Origin of the sequence: Saccharopolyspora sp. CA-218241, assembly GCF_050954615.1 — a bacterium.
Lineage (GTDB): Bacteria > Actinomycetota > Actinomycetes > Mycobacteriales > Pseudonocardiaceae > Saccharopolyspora > Saccharopolyspora cebuensis.
The window spans coordinates 5,482,434-5,497,721 of the sequence record NZ_CP191860.1 but is presented as its reverse complement, the minus strand read 5'-3'; the positions used below and the strand labels follow the sequence as shown (position 1 = coordinate 5,497,721).

Here is a 15,288-nt window from a genome sequence, read left to right as displayed (position 1 = left end):
GACCATTTCGCATCCGGGAACGCCTCGGTGCGGCTCGGACGACCCTTCCTGGCGCCTACCCCTGGTAGGACAGCACCAGTTCGTAGCCGTCCTCGGAGTGGCCGGCGACCGCCAGGTCGGCCTCGCCGCGCAACTCGGCCAGCTCCCCGGTGCCCAGCCCGGGAACCACCTCGACGTGCTCGAACACGCCGGTCTCGTCCTGGGTGCCGGTGTGCCGGAGGACGCAGCTCCCGGTGCGCCCGTCGATCGACCCCTCGAAGTGCTCGAACCCGAGGACCGGAGCGCCGCCCGGCCGGTAGGTGATCAGGTAGGTGAGGGTGCTGGTGCCCTCGATGGCGCCGGAGTAGGTGTAGGACACCTCGGCGCGGGTGATGCCCCGGGTGGGATAGCGGACGCCGCCGCGTTCCTGCCCCTCGCCATCGATGTCGGTGACGACCTGCTCGATCCAGGAGGTGACCGAGAACCGGCCGGTGGCCTTCTTCGCGAAACTCATGCGCGGACGGTAGGTCCGCTCGCCGCGCGGGGTATTGGAGAAACGCGACCCGCTCGTGTCGGGGCGGACTCCTACCCTGGCGCGGTGCGCGCTCCGCAGGGTTGTCCGCAGGCGATCGTGTTCCCGGAGCCGGGACGGCGGGCCTTCGACGTCGAACGCCTGGCTCCGGCGGCGGATCTGGCCGAGTTCGTGGACTACCACTGGGTGGTCCGCTGGCGGGTCGAGGGCGTGCACCGGCAGCAGGTCGTGCCCCAGCCCAGGGTGCACCTCGCGGTGGAGGACGGTCGGGTGCTCGTCCACGGCGTCACCCGCGAACCCTTCCACCGGGAGCTGCGCGGTACCGGGCACGTCCTCGGGGTGGCCTTCCACCCGGCGGGTTTCCGGCCCGTGCTGCACCGCGCGGTGGCGGACGTCGCCGGGCGGTACCGCCCCGGCGCGGAGGTGCTCGGGGTGGACGACCGGGAGGTCGCGGCGCGGGTGCTGGCGACCGGGAGCACCCGGCGCATGGTGGCGGCGGTCGAGGAGTACCTCCGCGCGTGCCGTCCCCGGCCCGATCCGGTCGCGGCGCGGGTCTCGGAGCTGGTCCGCACCGCTGAGCGCGATCCCTCGCTGGTCCGCGCCGATCAGCTCGCCGACCGGGCCGGGATGGGGTTGCGCCGGTTGCAGCGGCTGTTCGCCGAGTACGTCGGGATCGGGCCGAAGTGGGTGATCCGGCGCTTCCGGATCCTCGACGCGCTCGGCCGCGCCGGTGCCCCCGCCGCCGGTGCGCCCCTGGATTGGGCGGCGTTGGCCGACGAGCTCGGCTTCGCCGACCAGGCGCACCTGATCCGGGTGTTCACGCAGGTCGTCGGCACCCCACCGGCCACCTACCGGCGCACCGCGGCCGGGTGATCGACCAGCCGACGTGCCCGGCGGATCAGCCGATGGCCAGCGCCACGGCCGTGATGGCCGCCCACGCCAGCATCGCGAACCCGGTGTCGCGCACCGCGGGGATCAGCTTGCGCCCCTGCGCGCCGCCGAGCACCGCGCGCAACGGCACGATGAGCAGCGGCAGGGCCAGGAAGCCCAGCAGCGCCCAGGAGTTGCGCACCCCGATCAGCACGGTGATCAGGAACGGGATCAGCGCCAGCGCGACGTAGAGGGTCCGGGTGTCGCGGTCGCCGAGCAGCACGGCCAACGTCCGCTTGCCGCTGACCCGGTCCGACGGGATGTCCCGCAGGTTGTTGGCGACCAGCACGGCGCTGGAGATCGAGCCGATCGCGACCGCCGCGCCGATCGAGAACCCGGTGATGGTGTCCGCCTGGACGTACACCGTGCCGAGCACCGCGACCAGCCCGAAGAAGACGAACACCGCGATCTCGCCCAGCCCGGCGTAGCCGTACGGCTTGCGGCCCCCGGTGTAGAACCAGCCGCCCGCGATGCACAGGGCGCCGACGGCCAGCATCCACCAGTGCCCGCTGAGCACCACCACGGCCAGGCCCGCCACGGCGGCCAGGCCGAAGCACGTCCACGCCGCCGTGCGCACCGCCGCCGGCCGCGCCGCTCCCGAACCGGTCAGCCGGAACGGGCCGACCCGGTCGTCGTCGGTGCCGCGGACGCCGTCGGAGTAGTCGTTGGCGAAGTTCACCCCGATGATCAGCAGCACCGCCACGACCAGCGCCAGCACCGCGAGGAGCGGGTCGAACCCGTCGATCCCGATCGCGGCTCCGCCACCGACCAGCACCGGCGCGATCGCGTTCGGGAAGGTCCGGAGCCGGGCGCCTTCGATCCACTGCGAGACAGTCGCCATGGGTGCATCTTCGCGCACCGCCCTCACCCGGCGGAGGGAGCCTCCCGCACGTCAGGGCACGCCGAGCCGCGCGGCCAGCCCCCGCCGGTCCGGTTTGCCCGGACCGCGCAGCGGCAGCTCGGGGAGGAAGACGATCCGCTTCGGGGTCGCCGCGGCGCCGCTGCGTTCGCGCACCGCGCCGCGCAGCGCCTCGGAATCCGGTGGTGCGGCGGGGTCGGCGGGCACCACGGCGGCGACCACCGCCTGCCCCCACTCCGGGTCCGGCACGCCCACCACGCAGACCTCGCGCACCCCGGTCTGCTCGGTGAGGACCCGCTCCACCGGTGCCGGGGCCACGTTCACCCCGCCGGTGATGATCAGGTCGTCGACCCGGCCGAGCACCTCCAGCCGGTCTTGGCGCCAGCGCCCGAGATCGCCGGTGCGGAACCAGCCGCCGGCGAACTCGGCCGCGCCGGGGCGGCCGAGGTACCCGGAGGCGAGCATCGGTCCGGACAGCGCGATCGGCCCCTCGCCGCCCTCGATGCGGACCTGCGCGATGTCCAGCGGCAGGCCGTCGTAGACGCACCCGCCCGCGGTCTCGCTCATCCCGTAGGTGGTCGTGACCCGGACCCCTTCCTCGGCGGCCCGGGCCAGCAGCGCGGGCGCGGCGGCGGCGCCGCCGACCAGCACGGCGTCGAAGTCCCGGAGCGCGGCCAGGCCCTCGCCCCCGGCGTCGAGCAGGCGGCGCAGCTGGGTCGGCACCAACGAGGTGTAGCGGGGGCCGCCGGTCACCTGCATCGCGCGGGCGGCGTCGGCGAAGCGCTCGGGCCGGAACCCGCCGGTGGTGTCCACGGCGTGCGGCTCGACCCCGGCGACCAGGGAGCGGATCAGCACCTGCATCCCGGCGACGTGGTGCGCGGGCATCGCCAGCAACCAGCGGCCGGGGCCGGCCAGCCCGCGGTGCGTCGCTTCGGCGGAGGCGCGCAGCGCGGTGGCGCTGAGCAGGACGCCCTTGGGCGTCCCGGTGGAGCCCGACGTGGCGATGACCAGCGCGGTCGGCTCGCCGTCCGCGCCCACGGGGTGCTCGCCGAGCGCTTCCGCGGTGCGGCGGGCCTCGTCGGGCTGGTCGGCGGGCACCGGGAGCAGCGCCGGTCCGCCGCCGTCCAGGGCGGTGCGCAGGGCGGGCAGCACGTCCAGGGCGGCCGGTCCGGCCGGTACGGGGAGCGGCTGCGGGACGCGGGGGTCGGGCATGGCCCCATTGTCGTCCCGGCTCGGGCGCGGCGGTGCTGACGTCCTCCGAATACATCAATTCGACCACCAGTTCGAGCGATCAAGTGTTCGATCCGGGTGGTCGATGGTGATGTCAGTGGCGAAACGAAGGAGGCACCATGCGCGTCACCGACACCGCGGTCCGCCCCGTGCGATGGGTCATGCGATCGGCCGTGCGGCGGGCCGTGCGAGAAGTCCGGGTCCGCCTGCGGGCGGCGCTGCACCGGCTGCGCGGCTCCGCCGGCCGGTCCCGCGCGCCCGGGACCGGCCGGCGGAGCGGCTCAGTAGTACCAGGGGAAGGACGACCAGTCCGGCTCGCGCTTCTGCAGGAACGCGTCGCGGCCCTCGACCGCCTCGTCGGTCATGTACGCCAGCCGCGTCGTCTCACCGGCGAAGATCTGCTGGCCGACCAGGCCGTCGTCGATCGCGTTGAACGCGTACTTGAGCATCCGCTGGGCGGTCGGCGACTTCCCGTTGATCTCGCGGGCCCACTGCAGCGCGGTGGACTCCAGCTCGGCGTGCGGCACGGCCTCGTTGACCATGCCCATCCGGTGCGCCTGCTCGGCGGTGTACGGGCGGCCGAGGAAGAAGATCTCCCGGGCGAACTTCTGCCCGACCTGGCGAGCCAGGTACGCCGAGCCGTAGCCGCCGTCGAAGCTGCCCACGTCGGCGTCGGTCTGCTTGAACCGGGCGTGCTCGGCGCTGGCCAGCGTGAGATCGCACACCGCGTGCAGGCTGTGCCCGCCGCCCGCGGCCCAGCCCGGCACCACCGCGATGACCACCTTCGGCATGAACCGGATCAGCCGCTGCACCTCCAGGACGTGCAGCCGCCCGGCCCGCGCCGGGTCCACCGATTCGGCCGTGTCGCCCGAGGCGTACTGGTACCCGGACCGGCCCCGGATGCGCTGGTCGCCGCCGGAGCAGAAGGCCCAGCCGCCGTCGCGCTCCGACGGCCCGTTGCCGGTCAGGAGCACGCAGCCGACGTCGCCGCTCATCCTGGCGTGGTCGAGAGCCCGGTACAGCTCGTCGACGGTGTGCGGGCGGAAGGCGTTGCGGACCTCGGGCCGGTCGAACGCGATGCGCACGGTGCCGCGACCGGGGCCGTCCTCGGTGCAGCGGTGGTAGGTGATGTCGGTGAAGTCGAAGCCCGCCACGGGCTCCCACACGTCCGGATCGAACAGCTCAGAGACACGGGGATTCTGCACACCTGGGACAATAGGTCCCGCGGGCACCGGGTGTCGGGACCTCCCCGCGGTATCCCGGTGCTCCGCGGCGAGACGTCGGAGCGCACCATGGGGGAGGCGACGGGCCGGGGTCCGCCGGGAGACGTGCAGGGGTGATCGGTTGAATCCGTCCACGGCGCAGGCCGAGGTCATCGTCGATGAGCTCGTCCGCAACGGTGTTCGGCACGTGGTGCTGTCCCCGGGCTCCCGCAACGCCCCGCTGTCCTTCGCGCTGCACCGCGCGGTGCGCGCGCGGCGCCTCGAACTGCACGTCCGGATCGACGAGCGCAGCGCCGGCTTCCTCGCCCTCGGGCTCGCCGCCCGCACCGGTCGACCGGTGCCCGTGGTCTGCACCTCGGGTACCGCGGCGACCAACCTGCACCCGGCGGTCAGCGAGGCGTACCACTCCGGTGTGCCGCTGGTCGTGCTCACCGCGGACCGGCCTCCCGAGCTCCGGGCGGCGGGTGCGAACCAGACGATCGACCAGTACCGCATGTTCGGCACCGAGGTGCGGCTGTTCGACGAGCTGGGCGTGGCGGAGGACCGGCCGGGGCAGAACGCCTACTGGCGCAGCCAGGTGTGCCGCGCGTGGCAGGCGGCGGTGGGCGGCTCGCGCGGCGGTCCGGTGCAGCTCAACATCCCGTTCCGGGAGCCGTTGGTGCCCGACGGGACCGAGCGGTGGTCGGAGCCGCTGGTCGGAAGGCCCGATGGCGGCCGGTGGACGGAGGCCTCCGAGCACGGCTGGGAGCCGAGCACCCTGTCGAAGGTCGACGCCCGCCGGGGGCTGGTCCTGGTCTCGGGCTGGGGAGCCGAAGGCGCCAGCGACTGGGGCGAGCGCTACGGGTGGCCGGTGCTCTCCGAGGTCGGCGCCGTCGGCCTGTCCGGCGCCGCGGCGATCGGCACCGGCATGTGGTTGCTGAACCTGCCGGAGTTCATGCGGTCGCACCGGCCCGAGCAGGTGGTCTGCGTCGGACGGCCGACCGTGTTCCGGCAAGTGCAGCGCTTGCTCGCCGACGAAGGAGTGGAGGTGTTGCTCGCCCACGGCGGAGCGGAGTGGCCCGCGCCCGCGCACAACGTGCGCGAGGTCGCCGAGACCTTCGGCGCCGCGCCCGGACGGGCGGCAGCGGACTGGCTCACCGGCTGGCAGCAGGCCGACCAGAAGGCCTGCGCGGCGCTGCACCACGCCCTCGACCTGGAACGGTGGCCGAGTGGTCCGGCGGTGGCCCGCGACGTCGTCGACGCGCTGCCGGAGCGGGCGCTGCTCGTGCTGGGCTCGTCGAACCCGACGCGGGACGTCGCGCTCGCGGCGCGGCAGCGGCCCGACGTCCTGGTGCACCGCAATCGGGGTGTGGCCGGGATCGACGGCACCGTGTCGACCGCGATCGGCGCGGCGCTGGGGCACGACCGCCCCGCGTACGCGCTGCTCGGCGACCTGACCTTCCTGCACGACGCCAACGGGCTGGTGCTCGGGCCGCAGGAACCGCGACCGGACCTGACCCTGGTGGTGCTCAACGACGACGGCGGCGGCATCTTCTCCTTGCTGGAGCAGGGCAGCCCCGAGCACGAGGACAGCTTCGAGCGGATCTTCGGCACCCCGCACGGCACCGACCTCGGTGCGCTCTGCGCGGCGCACGGCGTGGAGCACCAAGTGGTCCGCGAGCGGTCCGAGCTGGCCAAGGCGCTCCAGTTCCAGCCGGGCCTGCGGGTGGTCGAGGTCCGGGCCGAGCGCGATCGGCTGCGCGACGTGCACGATCGGCTCCGCAACGCCGTCCGCTCCGCGGTCCTCGGCTGATCGTTCGCGCACCCGCCGCCGACTTCGGGCGCTCGCATCCCCAGCACGACGTGCGACCTGCGATGCGCGGGTGGGGCGGACGTGGCCCCAGGTCCGAGCGCCGCACGCCGCCGGACGCCCGCGTCCGGCGGCGTGCGGCGCTGCATCCGTGCCGTGCGGGACGCGGGGTCCGGTCGGTGATGTCACCCGTTGGGCGGTCGTTCGCGTTCCCCGCCCAATTCTGGGAAAAGTCCGCCGCGTGAAATGCCGCGCTCGCGCCGCCGGCTTCCCTAGGCTCCAGGCGGAATCCGTTCGTCGAGGAGGTGGCGGGTGTTTCGAGTGCAGGGCTTGCGGGTGGCGGTCGCCGCGTGCTGCGCGGGGACCTTCCTCGCCGCGCCGGCCTTCGCCGGTGCGGCTGGTCCGGGCGCCCCGGGCGTGGGGGACGACTACTTCCCGGGGTACGGGAACGGTGGCTACGACGTCGCGCACTACGACGTCCAGCTCCGGTACGACCCGGCGCAGGACCACCTGCGGGGGACCACGACGGTCGTCGCCACCCCGACCCAGGACCTGACCTCCTTCCACCTGGACTTCGCGCTCCCGGTGGAATCGGTGCTGGTCAACGGGCGTCCGGCCGCGGTGGACCACCGCGGTCTCGAACTCGCCGTGACACCGTCGCAGCCGCTCGCCGAGGGTGAGCTGGCCACGTTCGTGGTGCGCTACGCGGGCGTGCCGTCGTCGGTGGAGGTCGACGGGGAGAACCCGTGGATCCGGACTTCCGACGGTGCGCTGGCGGTCGGCCAGCCGGCGATCTCGTCGTGGTGGTTCCCCGGCAACGACCACCCGACCGACAAGGCCACCTTCGACATCGCGGTCGCCGTCCCGGACGGCACCGAGGTCGTCTCCAACGGGGTGAACACCGACACCTCCAGCATGGCCGGGTGGACCACGTGGAAGTGGCGCACGACCACGCCGACGGCCACCTACCTCGCGTTCGTCGGCATCGGCCAGTACGAGCTGCACTCCGGCACGGGCGCCTTCGGCCAGCCGTTGCTCACCGCCTACTCCGACGACCTGGGCCACTTCGAGGGCCCGGCGAAGGCCAGCGTCGAGCGGACCCCGGAGGTCGTCGAGTTCCTCACCCAGCTCGTCGGCGAGTACCCGGTGGAGGCGCAGGGCGGGCTGGTCGCCTCCGAGGGCCTGAACTTCGCGCTGGAGAACCAGACCCGGCCCACCTACAGCCACCTGTTCTTCCGCGACGGGGCGAACACCTCGGTCGTCGTGCACGAGATCGCGCACCAGTGGTTCGGCGACTCGGTGTCGGTGGACGAGTGGAGCGAGATCTGGCTGAACGAGGGCTTCGCCACCTACGCCGAGTGGCTCTGGTCGGAGCACCAGGGCACCGGCACCGCGCAGCAGCTCTTCGACCACTACTACGCCTCGCACCCGGCCGACGACCCGTTCTGGCAGGTCACGCCCGGTGACCCGGGTGCGGAGAACGTCTTCGACGCAGCCGTCTACGACCGCGGTGCGATGACGCTGCACGCGTTGCGCACCGTGATCGGCGACGCGGCGCTGCTCGACGTGATCCGCACCTGGGTGGCGGACAAGCGGCATTCCACCGGGAGGATCGACGAGTTCATCGCGCTGGCCGAGGAGCGCTCCGGGCGGCAGCTCGACGAGTTCTTCACCACCTGGTTGTTCACCCCGGGACGTCCTCCGGCCGGGCCGGAGAACGGGGTGACCCCCGGTGCCCGGACGCTGTCGACACCGCCTCCTGCGGTGGCGCAGCTCGACGCGACCCACGAGCTGGTCCACCGGCACGACTGACCGGCGGCCCGACCGACCACCGGAACGGCTGCGCACGGCGACCCCCGACCACCGTGCGCAGCTCATCCTTCGGGGGCGAGCGCCTCGCGGATCGGCCGCAGCTTGGCCTGCGCCTCGGCGACCTCCAGGTCCGGATCGGAATCGGCGACGATGCCGCACCCGGCGAACAGCCGGACCTCCCGGTCCCGCACCTGCGCGCAGCGCAGCGCCACGCCGAACTGGCCGTTGCCGCGCCCGTCCAGCCAGCCGACCGGCCCGGCGTAGCGGTCGCGGTCCATCCGCTCCAGCTCGTCGATCAGGCGCACCGCGGCATCCGTCGGCGTGCCGCCGACCGCGGCCGTCGGGTGCACCGCGTCCACCATCCGCAGCAGCGAGGCGCCGGTGCGCTCGTCGAGCCGCCCCGCGAGGTCCGTGGCCAGGTGCAGGACGTTGCGCAGCGCCAGCACCTCGGGTCCGCGCACCGCCAGCTCCGCGCAGAACGGCCGCAGCCGCCGCGCCAGCGACTCGGCGGCGTAGTTGTGCTCGTGCCGGTCCTTCGCCGAGGACCGGAGCTCGGCGGCGAGCTCCTCGGTGGTGCGGCCCGGGCGCGGCCACGCGGTTCCCGCCAGGACCTGCGAGCGGATCTCACTCCCGGTGCGTTCCAGGAGCAGTTCGGGGGTGGCGCCGACCAGGCCGTCGACCGCGAACGTCCAGCAGCTCGGGTAGCGGGCGGCGAGATCGCGCAAGAGGTAGCGCTGGTCGAGCGGCTGCGCGGTCTCGGCGATCAGGTCGTGCGCCAGCACCACCTTGGCGACCTCGGCACCGCCCCGCATCCGGTCCACGGCTTCGGCGACGGCCTCGCGGTAGTGTGCGGCGGGTGCGCTGCCGTCCCGGAAGGCGACCGCGCCGGGTGAACGCGGCGCGGCGGGCAGCACCGGGTCGGCGATCGCTCCACCGATGGTGGTGATCCAGCGCACCCCGTCGCGCTGGCCGATCAGCACTTCGGGCACCACCAGCGCCGAATCCCCGGGGTGGTCGGCGAAGGCCAGGCTGCCGAAGGCGACCGGACCGCAGCCGGGCAACCCGACCTCGTCGTCGACCTCGAACCGCTGGACGAGCCGCTGCCACCACTCGTCGGCCTCGGCGAACCGGTTCGGCCCCGCGGCGTCGAACCGCGCCGCTTCGCCCCACCCGACCAGGCCGTCGCCGTCGCGCACCCAGCTCAGCGCCGATCCTCCGGGCAGCAGCTCCACCAGGCGGGCGGCGTGCCGCGGGTCACCGGGATCGAGCCTGCGAGTGCGCGCGGTCAGCAGCCGGGAGGGAGTCGCCACACCGAAGAGGGTAGGCCGACTGGCGCGGACCGCACCGAAGCCCGAGCGGGCGCTGACGCGGCGCTGCCTACACTTGGTCGATGATGTGGCGAGCGATGCGGCGAGGCAGCACGCGGACGGCTCGGCGTCCGGAGCCCGCACCGGCGGTGCGCCCGTGAGCCGGCCGCCCGCCGACCGCGCGCGCCGGTACGGGGCGCGCGGCGTGCTCGTGCTCGGCGCGCTGCTCACGATCATGGCGTTCTCGCTGATCGGCGCTTGCTTCATCAACGACCGGACCATCACCGAGTCCCGCGGGCACGCCGTGGCCGAGGTCCTCGACACCTCGCTGACCAGGACCGTGGTGCGCTTCAACACCGAAGAGGGGCGCGTCTACATCCCGCCGAACGGCGTGCTGTACCCGATGGACCTGCAGGACGGACAGCTCGTCCGCGTCGAGTACGACACCCGCAACCCCGACCTGGTGCGGGTCACCGGGCGCACCGCCGTCCTCTCGCTGCTGCCGGTGTTGAGCGCGCTCGCCGTGAGCTGGGCCGTGCTGCTGCCGGTGTACTGGCTGCTCCGCAGGCCGCGCCGCTAGCTCGTGCGGTTCGGGCGAAACGCCCGGTCCGGCCGCCGAAGTTGAGTACTTTCCCGCACGCGTGCCGGGGCGGGACCGGCGCAGACTCGATCGGAGATCCCGGGGTACCGCCCTCGTGCCGGTCACGTCGGACCGGCGGCGGCCGGGAACGGCCGAGGGGAGGGCACGGCGGACATGGGCGCACTCTGGATGCAGGTGCTCACCGCGCTGTCCGCGGGCGTCGTGTGCGCCGGGATGGTGGCGGTGGTGCTGCGGACCCGATCGGCTCCGGCTCCGGTGCCCGACGATCCCGGCCCGGCGTTCGGCGACCCGGCCGCTCCCGCGCTGCCCGACCCGTGGTCCGTCCAGGTCCAGCGCTGCGAGCAGGCCGTCCACCGCGCGCGGTGCGCGGTCGAGGCGATCTCCTCGGCCTCGGCGCGGCACGCGTTGCAGGCGGTGGTGCGCCGGATGGACGCCGAACTGCCCAGCGCCCGCGCCCTCGCCGAGCTCGGCAGGGGGCTGGACCGCGGCGGACGGGCCGGGGACACCGCCGTCCTCGACCGCGTGGTGCGGCAGCTCGACGACGCCGTCGAGCGGTTCGGGGCGATCACCGGCGAGGTGCTCGACGCGGTCGTCGACCTCGTCGCCGATCGCGACCTCGATCGCTTGCACGAGCGCGTGCTCGTGCTGCGCGAGCAGTTCCCGCTGCTGCGTCCGATGTCGTCCCTCGTCAGCCCGGCCCCGAGCCCCGCTGCGCCGAAGGCCCTCGTCCCGCTGGCCTGACCCACCGCGACCACCGGGACGGTGACCCCGCGCGACCCGCCCGGACGCCCGCCTGCGCAGGCGATAGCAGCGGAACTTTCCGCGCAGCACGCCGCCCGCGGGAACGGGCCGCGCGAGCGGGGGCGTCAGGGTTGGGCGGTGTGCCACCAGTCGAGGACTTCGGTGGTGACGCCGGGGGCCGCGACGAGGACGCCGTCCTCGGGCAGCGACGCGGTGCGGCCCTGGCGGTCGACGACCTCGGCCCCGGCTTCGATGGCCAGCGCGAGGGCGCCCGCCACATCCCACTCCTGGTAGGAGTCGAGCACGGCGGCCATCGCGTGCCCGAGGGCGACCTGGGCGATGGCCAGCGACGGGGAGCCGAGCAGCCGCACGCCGACCTGGGCCCGCGCGGCGCCGCTGATGAACCGGCCCATGCCCGCCCAGGGGCCGTCCTTGGTCAGCTCGGTGCAGACGATCCCGGCGCGGGTCTCGCGCTGCGCCGAGAGCTGGACCGGGACGCCGTTGGCGCGCATCCCGCGCCCCCGCGCGGCGGCGTAGATCTGCGCCCGGTACGGGTCGGCGACCACGCCCACGACGGGCCCGTGGTCGTCGATCATGGCGAGGCTGTAGGCGCACCAGGGCAACCCCGCGACGTAGTTGGCGGTGCCGTCGACGGGGTCCACCGACCAGCGGAACCCGTGGCTCCGGGCGTCGGTGGGCAGGTCGTCGAACTCCTCGCCGAAGACGGGGGTGCCGGGAAATTCCTCGGAGAGCACGCGGCGGGTGTGCCGTTCGAGGGTGCGCCCCGTGTCGGTCACCCAGTCGAACGGCGATTCGGTCGGTGCCGGGCGAGCTCCCCGGCCGGCGGTCGCGGTGATCACGTCGGCGGCGTCGTTGGCGAGCCGCCCGGCCACCTCGAAGGCGCGGGACACCAGTGCGGCGTCGATCTGCCGCGCGGGTTCGGAAGGCAGGGCCGTCATACCGCCCCAGCATGGGCGCGGTCGGTGACGGCAGCGCTACGACGAGGTGGACGACGGCGGAGATCGAGGTCACGATCACGCGCCGGTTCGGGTCTTGTTCCGGGACGCGTCGTGTGTTTCCATGCCGGGCCCCCGGCGCGGAACCGCTGATCACGCGCGCACCGGAAAGGACTTCTTCGGTGGGCGTTCACGCGGCCGTCCGCTGCGCGCCGGGCTGGCTCGGGACGCTGCCCGGGTGCGCATCGCGATCGTGACGGAGAGCTTCCTGCCTCAGGTCAACGGCGTGACGAATTCGGTGCTGCGGGTGCTGGCGCACCTGCGCGAGCGCGGGGACGAGGCGCTGGTGGTCGCGCCGGGGGACGGCCCGGAGCGGTCCGAGGGGTTCCCGGTGGTCCGGCTGCCCGCGCTGGACCTGCCCGTGGTGTCGTCGCTGCCGGTGGGCCTGCCGACCGGGCGGGTGCAGCGGGCGCTGGCCGACTTCGACCCGGACGTCGTCCACCTGGCCTCGCCGTTCCTGGTGGGTGCGCGGGGGCTGGCGGCGGCGCACCGGATCGGGGCCCCGGTGGTGGCGGTGTACCAGACCGACGTCGCCGGGTTCGCCGCCTCCTACGGGCTGGGCCTGACCTCGCGGGCCGCGTGGCGGTGGCTGCGCCGGGTGCACCGCGCCGCCGACCGGACGCTGGCGCCGTCGAGCTGGGCGGTGGAGGAGCTGCGCCGCCGCGGCGTGCCCCGGGTGCACCGGTGGGGCCGCGGGGTGGACACCGCGCGCTTCGCGCCGGGGCACCGCGACGAGGCGGTGCGGGCCGAGCTGGCGCCGGGCGGTGAACTGCTCGTGGGCTACGTCGGTCGGCTGGCCCCGGAGAAGCGGATCGACCGGTTGTCCGCGCTGGCCGGGATGCCGGGGGTGAAGGTGGTGGTGGTCGGCGACGGTCCGGAGCGCGCCCGGTTGGCCGGGCTGGACGGGGAGTTCCTCGGCCAGCGCACCGGCGACGAGCTGGCCCGGATCTGCGCGAGCTTCGACGTGTTCGTCCACCCGGGGCCGCACGAGACGTTCTGCCAGGCGGTGCAGGAGGCGATGGCGGCGGGCGTGCCGGTGCTGGCCCCGGACGCCGGGGGCCCGCGCGACCTGGTGCGGCACGGGCGCACCGGCTACCTGCTCCCGCCGCACGACGACGCGGCGTTCGGCCGGGAGCTGCGCGCCTCGGTGGCGGCGTTGCGGGACCCGGACCTGCGCTCCCGGCTCGGCGCGGCCGGGCGCGCGGCGGTGGCGCACCGCACCTGGCCGGCGATCTGCGACGAGCTGGTCGGCCACTACGCGGCGGTCGCCGACCCGTCGTGGCCGTTGGCCGCCTGATCCCGCGCGGCACGTACGCTGCGGGGGTGTCTCGGGCGGGATTGGACAAGGACCCACGTGCTGTCGCGACCATGTTCGACGCCGTGGCGCGCAGGTACGACCTGACCAACACGGTGCTGTCCTTCGGGCAGGACCGGGGCTGGCGGGAGCAGACCCGGCGGGCGCTGGCCCCGGCGCCGGGCGAGAAGGTGCTGGACCTGGCCGCGGGCAGCGGTGTCTCGACCGTCGAGTTCGCCCGGTCCGGCGCGTACTGCGTGGCCGCCGACTTCTCGCTCGGGATGCTGTCGGTCGGGCGCGACCGGGGCGTGCCGATGGTGGCCGCCGACGCGCTGCGGCTCCCGTTCGCCGACGCCGCCTTCGACGCCGCGACGATCTCCTTCGGGCTGCGCAACCTGGTGGACACCCGCGCCGGCCTGCGCGAACTGCTGCGCGTGGTGCGGCCGGGCGGTCGGCTGGTGGTGTGCGAGTTCTCCACGCCCACCTGGGCGCCGTTCCGCGCGGTATACCTGAACTACCTGATGCGGGCGCTGCCGTCGATCGCCCGCGCCGTGTCGTCGAACCCGGACGCCTACGTCTACCTGGCCGAATCCATCCGCGAGTGGCCCGACCAGCGAGGTCTAGCCGAGCTGATCGGCGAGGTCGGCTGGACGAAGGTGGCCTGGCGGGATCTGACCGGAGGCATAGTAGCCCTGCACCGGGCCGTGAAGCCTGGCTGAGTTCGTGGTCGTTTTGCGTGGCGGTGCGGGTGGCGGAACCTCAGCGGCCTTCTCGCTCCGGGCGCCCTTCCTGATGTACAAGCGCGTACACGGCGTCAGGGCGTCCTCGCGAGAAGGCCGCTGAGAACCCGCGGCGGTGCCGGTTGCGAGGGTGGGGCAAGGCGGAAGCGGCTTCGCCGCTTGCCTGACGGTGGTCGGGACGTGTTCGGGCGGTGCGGCGCCCCGGCTTCGCCGTTTGGTTGTGGTGGCCCGGCTTTTCGTCGTGGGTCCGTCAGGTCCAGCGGGTTTCCGGGGCTAGGTTGACCGCTGTTCGCCTGGTGTGCTCGATGGTGTCGAGGAAGGCCCGGGTCGCGGCGCTGACCGGACGGTGCGGGTCGCGGACCACGCAGATCCGGCGGGTGACCACCGGGGAGTCCAGCGCGCGGTGGGCGAGCCCGGCGAAGCCGACCAGCGGCAGCACCAGGCCGGGCACCACGGCGACGCCGAGCCCGGCCCCGACGAGCCCCGCCACGGTGGAGATGTTGCGCGCCTCCATCGCCACCTCGGGTGCGGTCCGGGCCGCCGCGAACGCGCGGTCGGCGTGCTGCCGGATGCTGGTGGCCGGTTCGAAGGCGACGTGCGGCTCGTCGGCCAGGTCCGCCCACGCCAGCCGGTCCCGGTCGGCGAAGCGGTGGTCCGCCGGGTGGACGCAGCAGAACCGGTCGGCGGCGATCGGCTGCACCAGCAGGTCGGGCAGCGGTTCGGCGGCGACCGTGACGGCGAGGTCGACCTCCCCGGAGCGCACCCGGCGCAGCACCTCGTCGGACAGCCCGTCCTCGATGGACAGTTCCACGCCGGGCCGGGCGGCGCGGTGGTCGGAGATCACCGGTGGCAGCAGGATCGCCGCCAGCGAGGGCAGCGCCGCCACCCGGACCTGTCCGCGGGTGCCGGACAGGAAGCCCTCGAAGTGGTTGATCCCGGCGTCCACGGCGTCGACCATCCGCCGCGCGATGTGGCAGAACTCGGCGCCCGCGGCGGTCACCACGACGTGCCGGGTGGTGCGCTCGAACAGCGCGACGCCGAGCTTGCGCTCCACCTCCCGGACGGTGCGGCTCAGCGAGGACTGGGCCAGGTGCAGCCGCTGCGCGGCGGTGGTGAAGCTGCCGCTGTCGTGCACCGCGAGCACCAGCCTGAGCTGCTGCAACGTCAGATCCATGCGCACGACGCATTAATGTATCAGCAATTCTTGCTTGACCCGCATGAGCGACGTGGATCAC

14 protein-coding genes are annotated in these 15,288 nt (G+C 74.2%); 7 read left to right on the top strand and 7 right to left on the bottom strand.

Annotation, left to right across the window (positions count from 1 at the left end):
- Positions 1–55: 55 nt before the first annotated feature.
- Entirely contained in the window at positions 56–493 is a 438-nt protein-coding gene (locus tag ACQP0T_RS25940; protein ID WP_433870375.1) for a DUF3224 domain-containing protein, read from the bottom strand.
- A gap of 84 nt (positions 494–577) precedes the next feature.
- Here ACQP0T_RS25940 and ACQP0T_RS25935 point away from each other — a divergent pair, with 84 nt between their 5' ends.
- Positions 578–1,384, top strand: coding sequence for an AraC family transcriptional regulator (locus tag ACQP0T_RS25935; protein ID WP_433870374.1), 807 nt, complete (start codon positions 578–580; stop codon positions 1,382–1,384).
- Between the two features lie 25 nt (positions 1,385–1,409).
- Here ACQP0T_RS25935 and ACQP0T_RS25930 read toward each other — a convergent pair whose 3' ends face one another.
- The 3 genes from ACQP0T_RS25930 to ACQP0T_RS25920 all read right to left on the bottom strand — a co-directional run bounded on the left by ACQP0T_RS25930 (position 1,410) and on the right by ACQP0T_RS25920 (position 4,735).
- Entirely contained in the window at positions 1,410–2,282 is an 873-nt protein-coding gene (locus tag ACQP0T_RS25930) for a 1,4-dihydroxy-2-naphthoate polyprenyltransferase (RefSeq protein WP_433870373.1), read from the bottom strand.
- 51 nt (positions 2,283–2,333) lie between these two features.
- The gene (gene menE, locus ACQP0T_RS25925; RefSeq protein ID WP_433870372.1) at positions 2,334–3,512 is read right to left on the bottom strand and encodes an o-succinylbenzoate--CoA ligase; all 1,179 of its coding nucleotides are present in this window, start codon (positions 3,510–3,512) and stop codon (positions 2,334–2,336) included.
- 299 nt (positions 3,513–3,811) lie between these two features.
- Positions 3,812–4,735, bottom strand: a complete 924-nt coding sequence (locus ACQP0T_RS25920) for a 1,4-dihydroxy-2-naphthoyl-CoA synthase (RefSeq protein WP_345357315.1) — start codon at positions 4,733–4,735, stop codon at positions 3,812–3,814.
- A 139-nt stretch (positions 4,736–4,874) separates the two neighbouring features.
- On the opposite strand from ACQP0T_RS25920, the gene menD reads away from it, so the two are divergent.
- Both menD and ACQP0T_RS25910 read left to right on the top strand, forming a co-directional pair.
- Positions 4,875–6,545: a 2-succinyl-5-enolpyruvyl-6-hydroxy-3-cyclohexene-1-carboxylic-acid synthase gene (menD, locus tag ACQP0T_RS25915; RefSeq protein ID WP_433870371.1), complete on the top strand. Its 1,671-nt coding sequence runs from the start codon at positions 4,875–4,877 to the stop codon at positions 6,543–6,545.
- A gap of 309 nt (positions 6,546–6,854) precedes the next feature.
- Positions 6,855–8,354: a M1 family metallopeptidase gene (locus ACQP0T_RS25910; protein ID WP_433870370.1), complete on the top strand. Its 1,500-nt coding sequence runs from the start codon at positions 6,855–6,857 to the stop codon at positions 8,352–8,354.
- 62 nt (positions 8,355–8,416) lie between these two features.
- Here ACQP0T_RS25910 and ACQP0T_RS25905 read toward each other — a convergent pair whose 3' ends face one another.
- Positions 8,417–9,664 (bottom strand): isochorismate synthase, encoded by a 1,248-nt coding sequence (locus tag ACQP0T_RS25905; protein ID WP_433870369.1) that lies wholly within the window; start codon positions 9,662–9,664, stop codon positions 8,417–8,419.
- Between the two features lie 154 nt (positions 9,665–9,818).
- On the opposite strand from ACQP0T_RS25905, the gene ACQP0T_RS25900 reads away from it, so the two are divergent.
- On the top strand, positions 9,819–10,241 hold the full coding sequence (locus ACQP0T_RS25900) for a DUF3592 domain-containing protein (RefSeq protein ID WP_433870368.1): 423 nt from the start codon (positions 9,819–9,821) through the stop codon (positions 10,239–10,241).
- A 174-nt stretch (positions 10,242–10,415) separates the two neighbouring features.
- The gene (locus ACQP0T_RS25895; protein ID WP_433870367.1) at positions 10,416–11,003 is read left to right on the top strand and encodes a hypothetical protein; all 588 of its coding nucleotides are present in this window, start codon (positions 10,416–10,418) and stop codon (positions 11,001–11,003) included.
- Between the two features lie 125 nt (positions 11,004–11,128).
- Here the strand turns inward: ACQP0T_RS25895 and ACQP0T_RS25890 are convergent, their stop codons facing one another.
- Positions 11,129–11,962: an inositol monophosphatase family protein gene (locus tag ACQP0T_RS25890; protein WP_433870366.1), complete on the bottom strand. Its 834-nt coding sequence runs from the start codon at positions 11,960–11,962 to the stop codon at positions 11,129–11,131.
- Positions 11,963–12,197: 235 nt separating this feature from the next.
- Between ACQP0T_RS25890 and ACQP0T_RS25885 the strand changes: the two genes are divergently transcribed.
- Both ACQP0T_RS25885 and ACQP0T_RS25880 read left to right on the top strand, forming a co-directional pair.
- Positions 12,198–13,316, top strand: a complete 1,119-nt coding sequence (locus ACQP0T_RS25885; protein ID WP_433870365.1) for a glycosyltransferase family 4 protein — start codon at positions 12,198–12,200, stop codon at positions 13,314–13,316.
- 26 nt (positions 13,317–13,342) lie between these two features.
- Positions 13,343–14,032 carry a demethylmenaquinone methyltransferase gene (locus ACQP0T_RS25880; protein ID WP_433870364.1) on the top strand — a complete coding sequence of 230 codons (690 nt, stop codon included), beginning with the start codon at positions 13,343–13,345 and terminating at the stop codon, positions 14,030–14,032.
- Between the two features lie 271 nt (positions 14,033–14,303).
- On the opposite strand, the gene ACQP0T_RS25875 is transcribed toward ACQP0T_RS25880, so the two are convergent.
- Positions 14,304–15,233 (bottom strand): LysR family transcriptional regulator, encoded by a 930-nt coding sequence (locus ACQP0T_RS25875; RefSeq protein WP_433870363.1) that lies wholly within the window; start codon positions 15,231–15,233, stop codon positions 14,304–14,306.
- Positions 15,234–15,288: the final 55 nt, after the last annotated feature.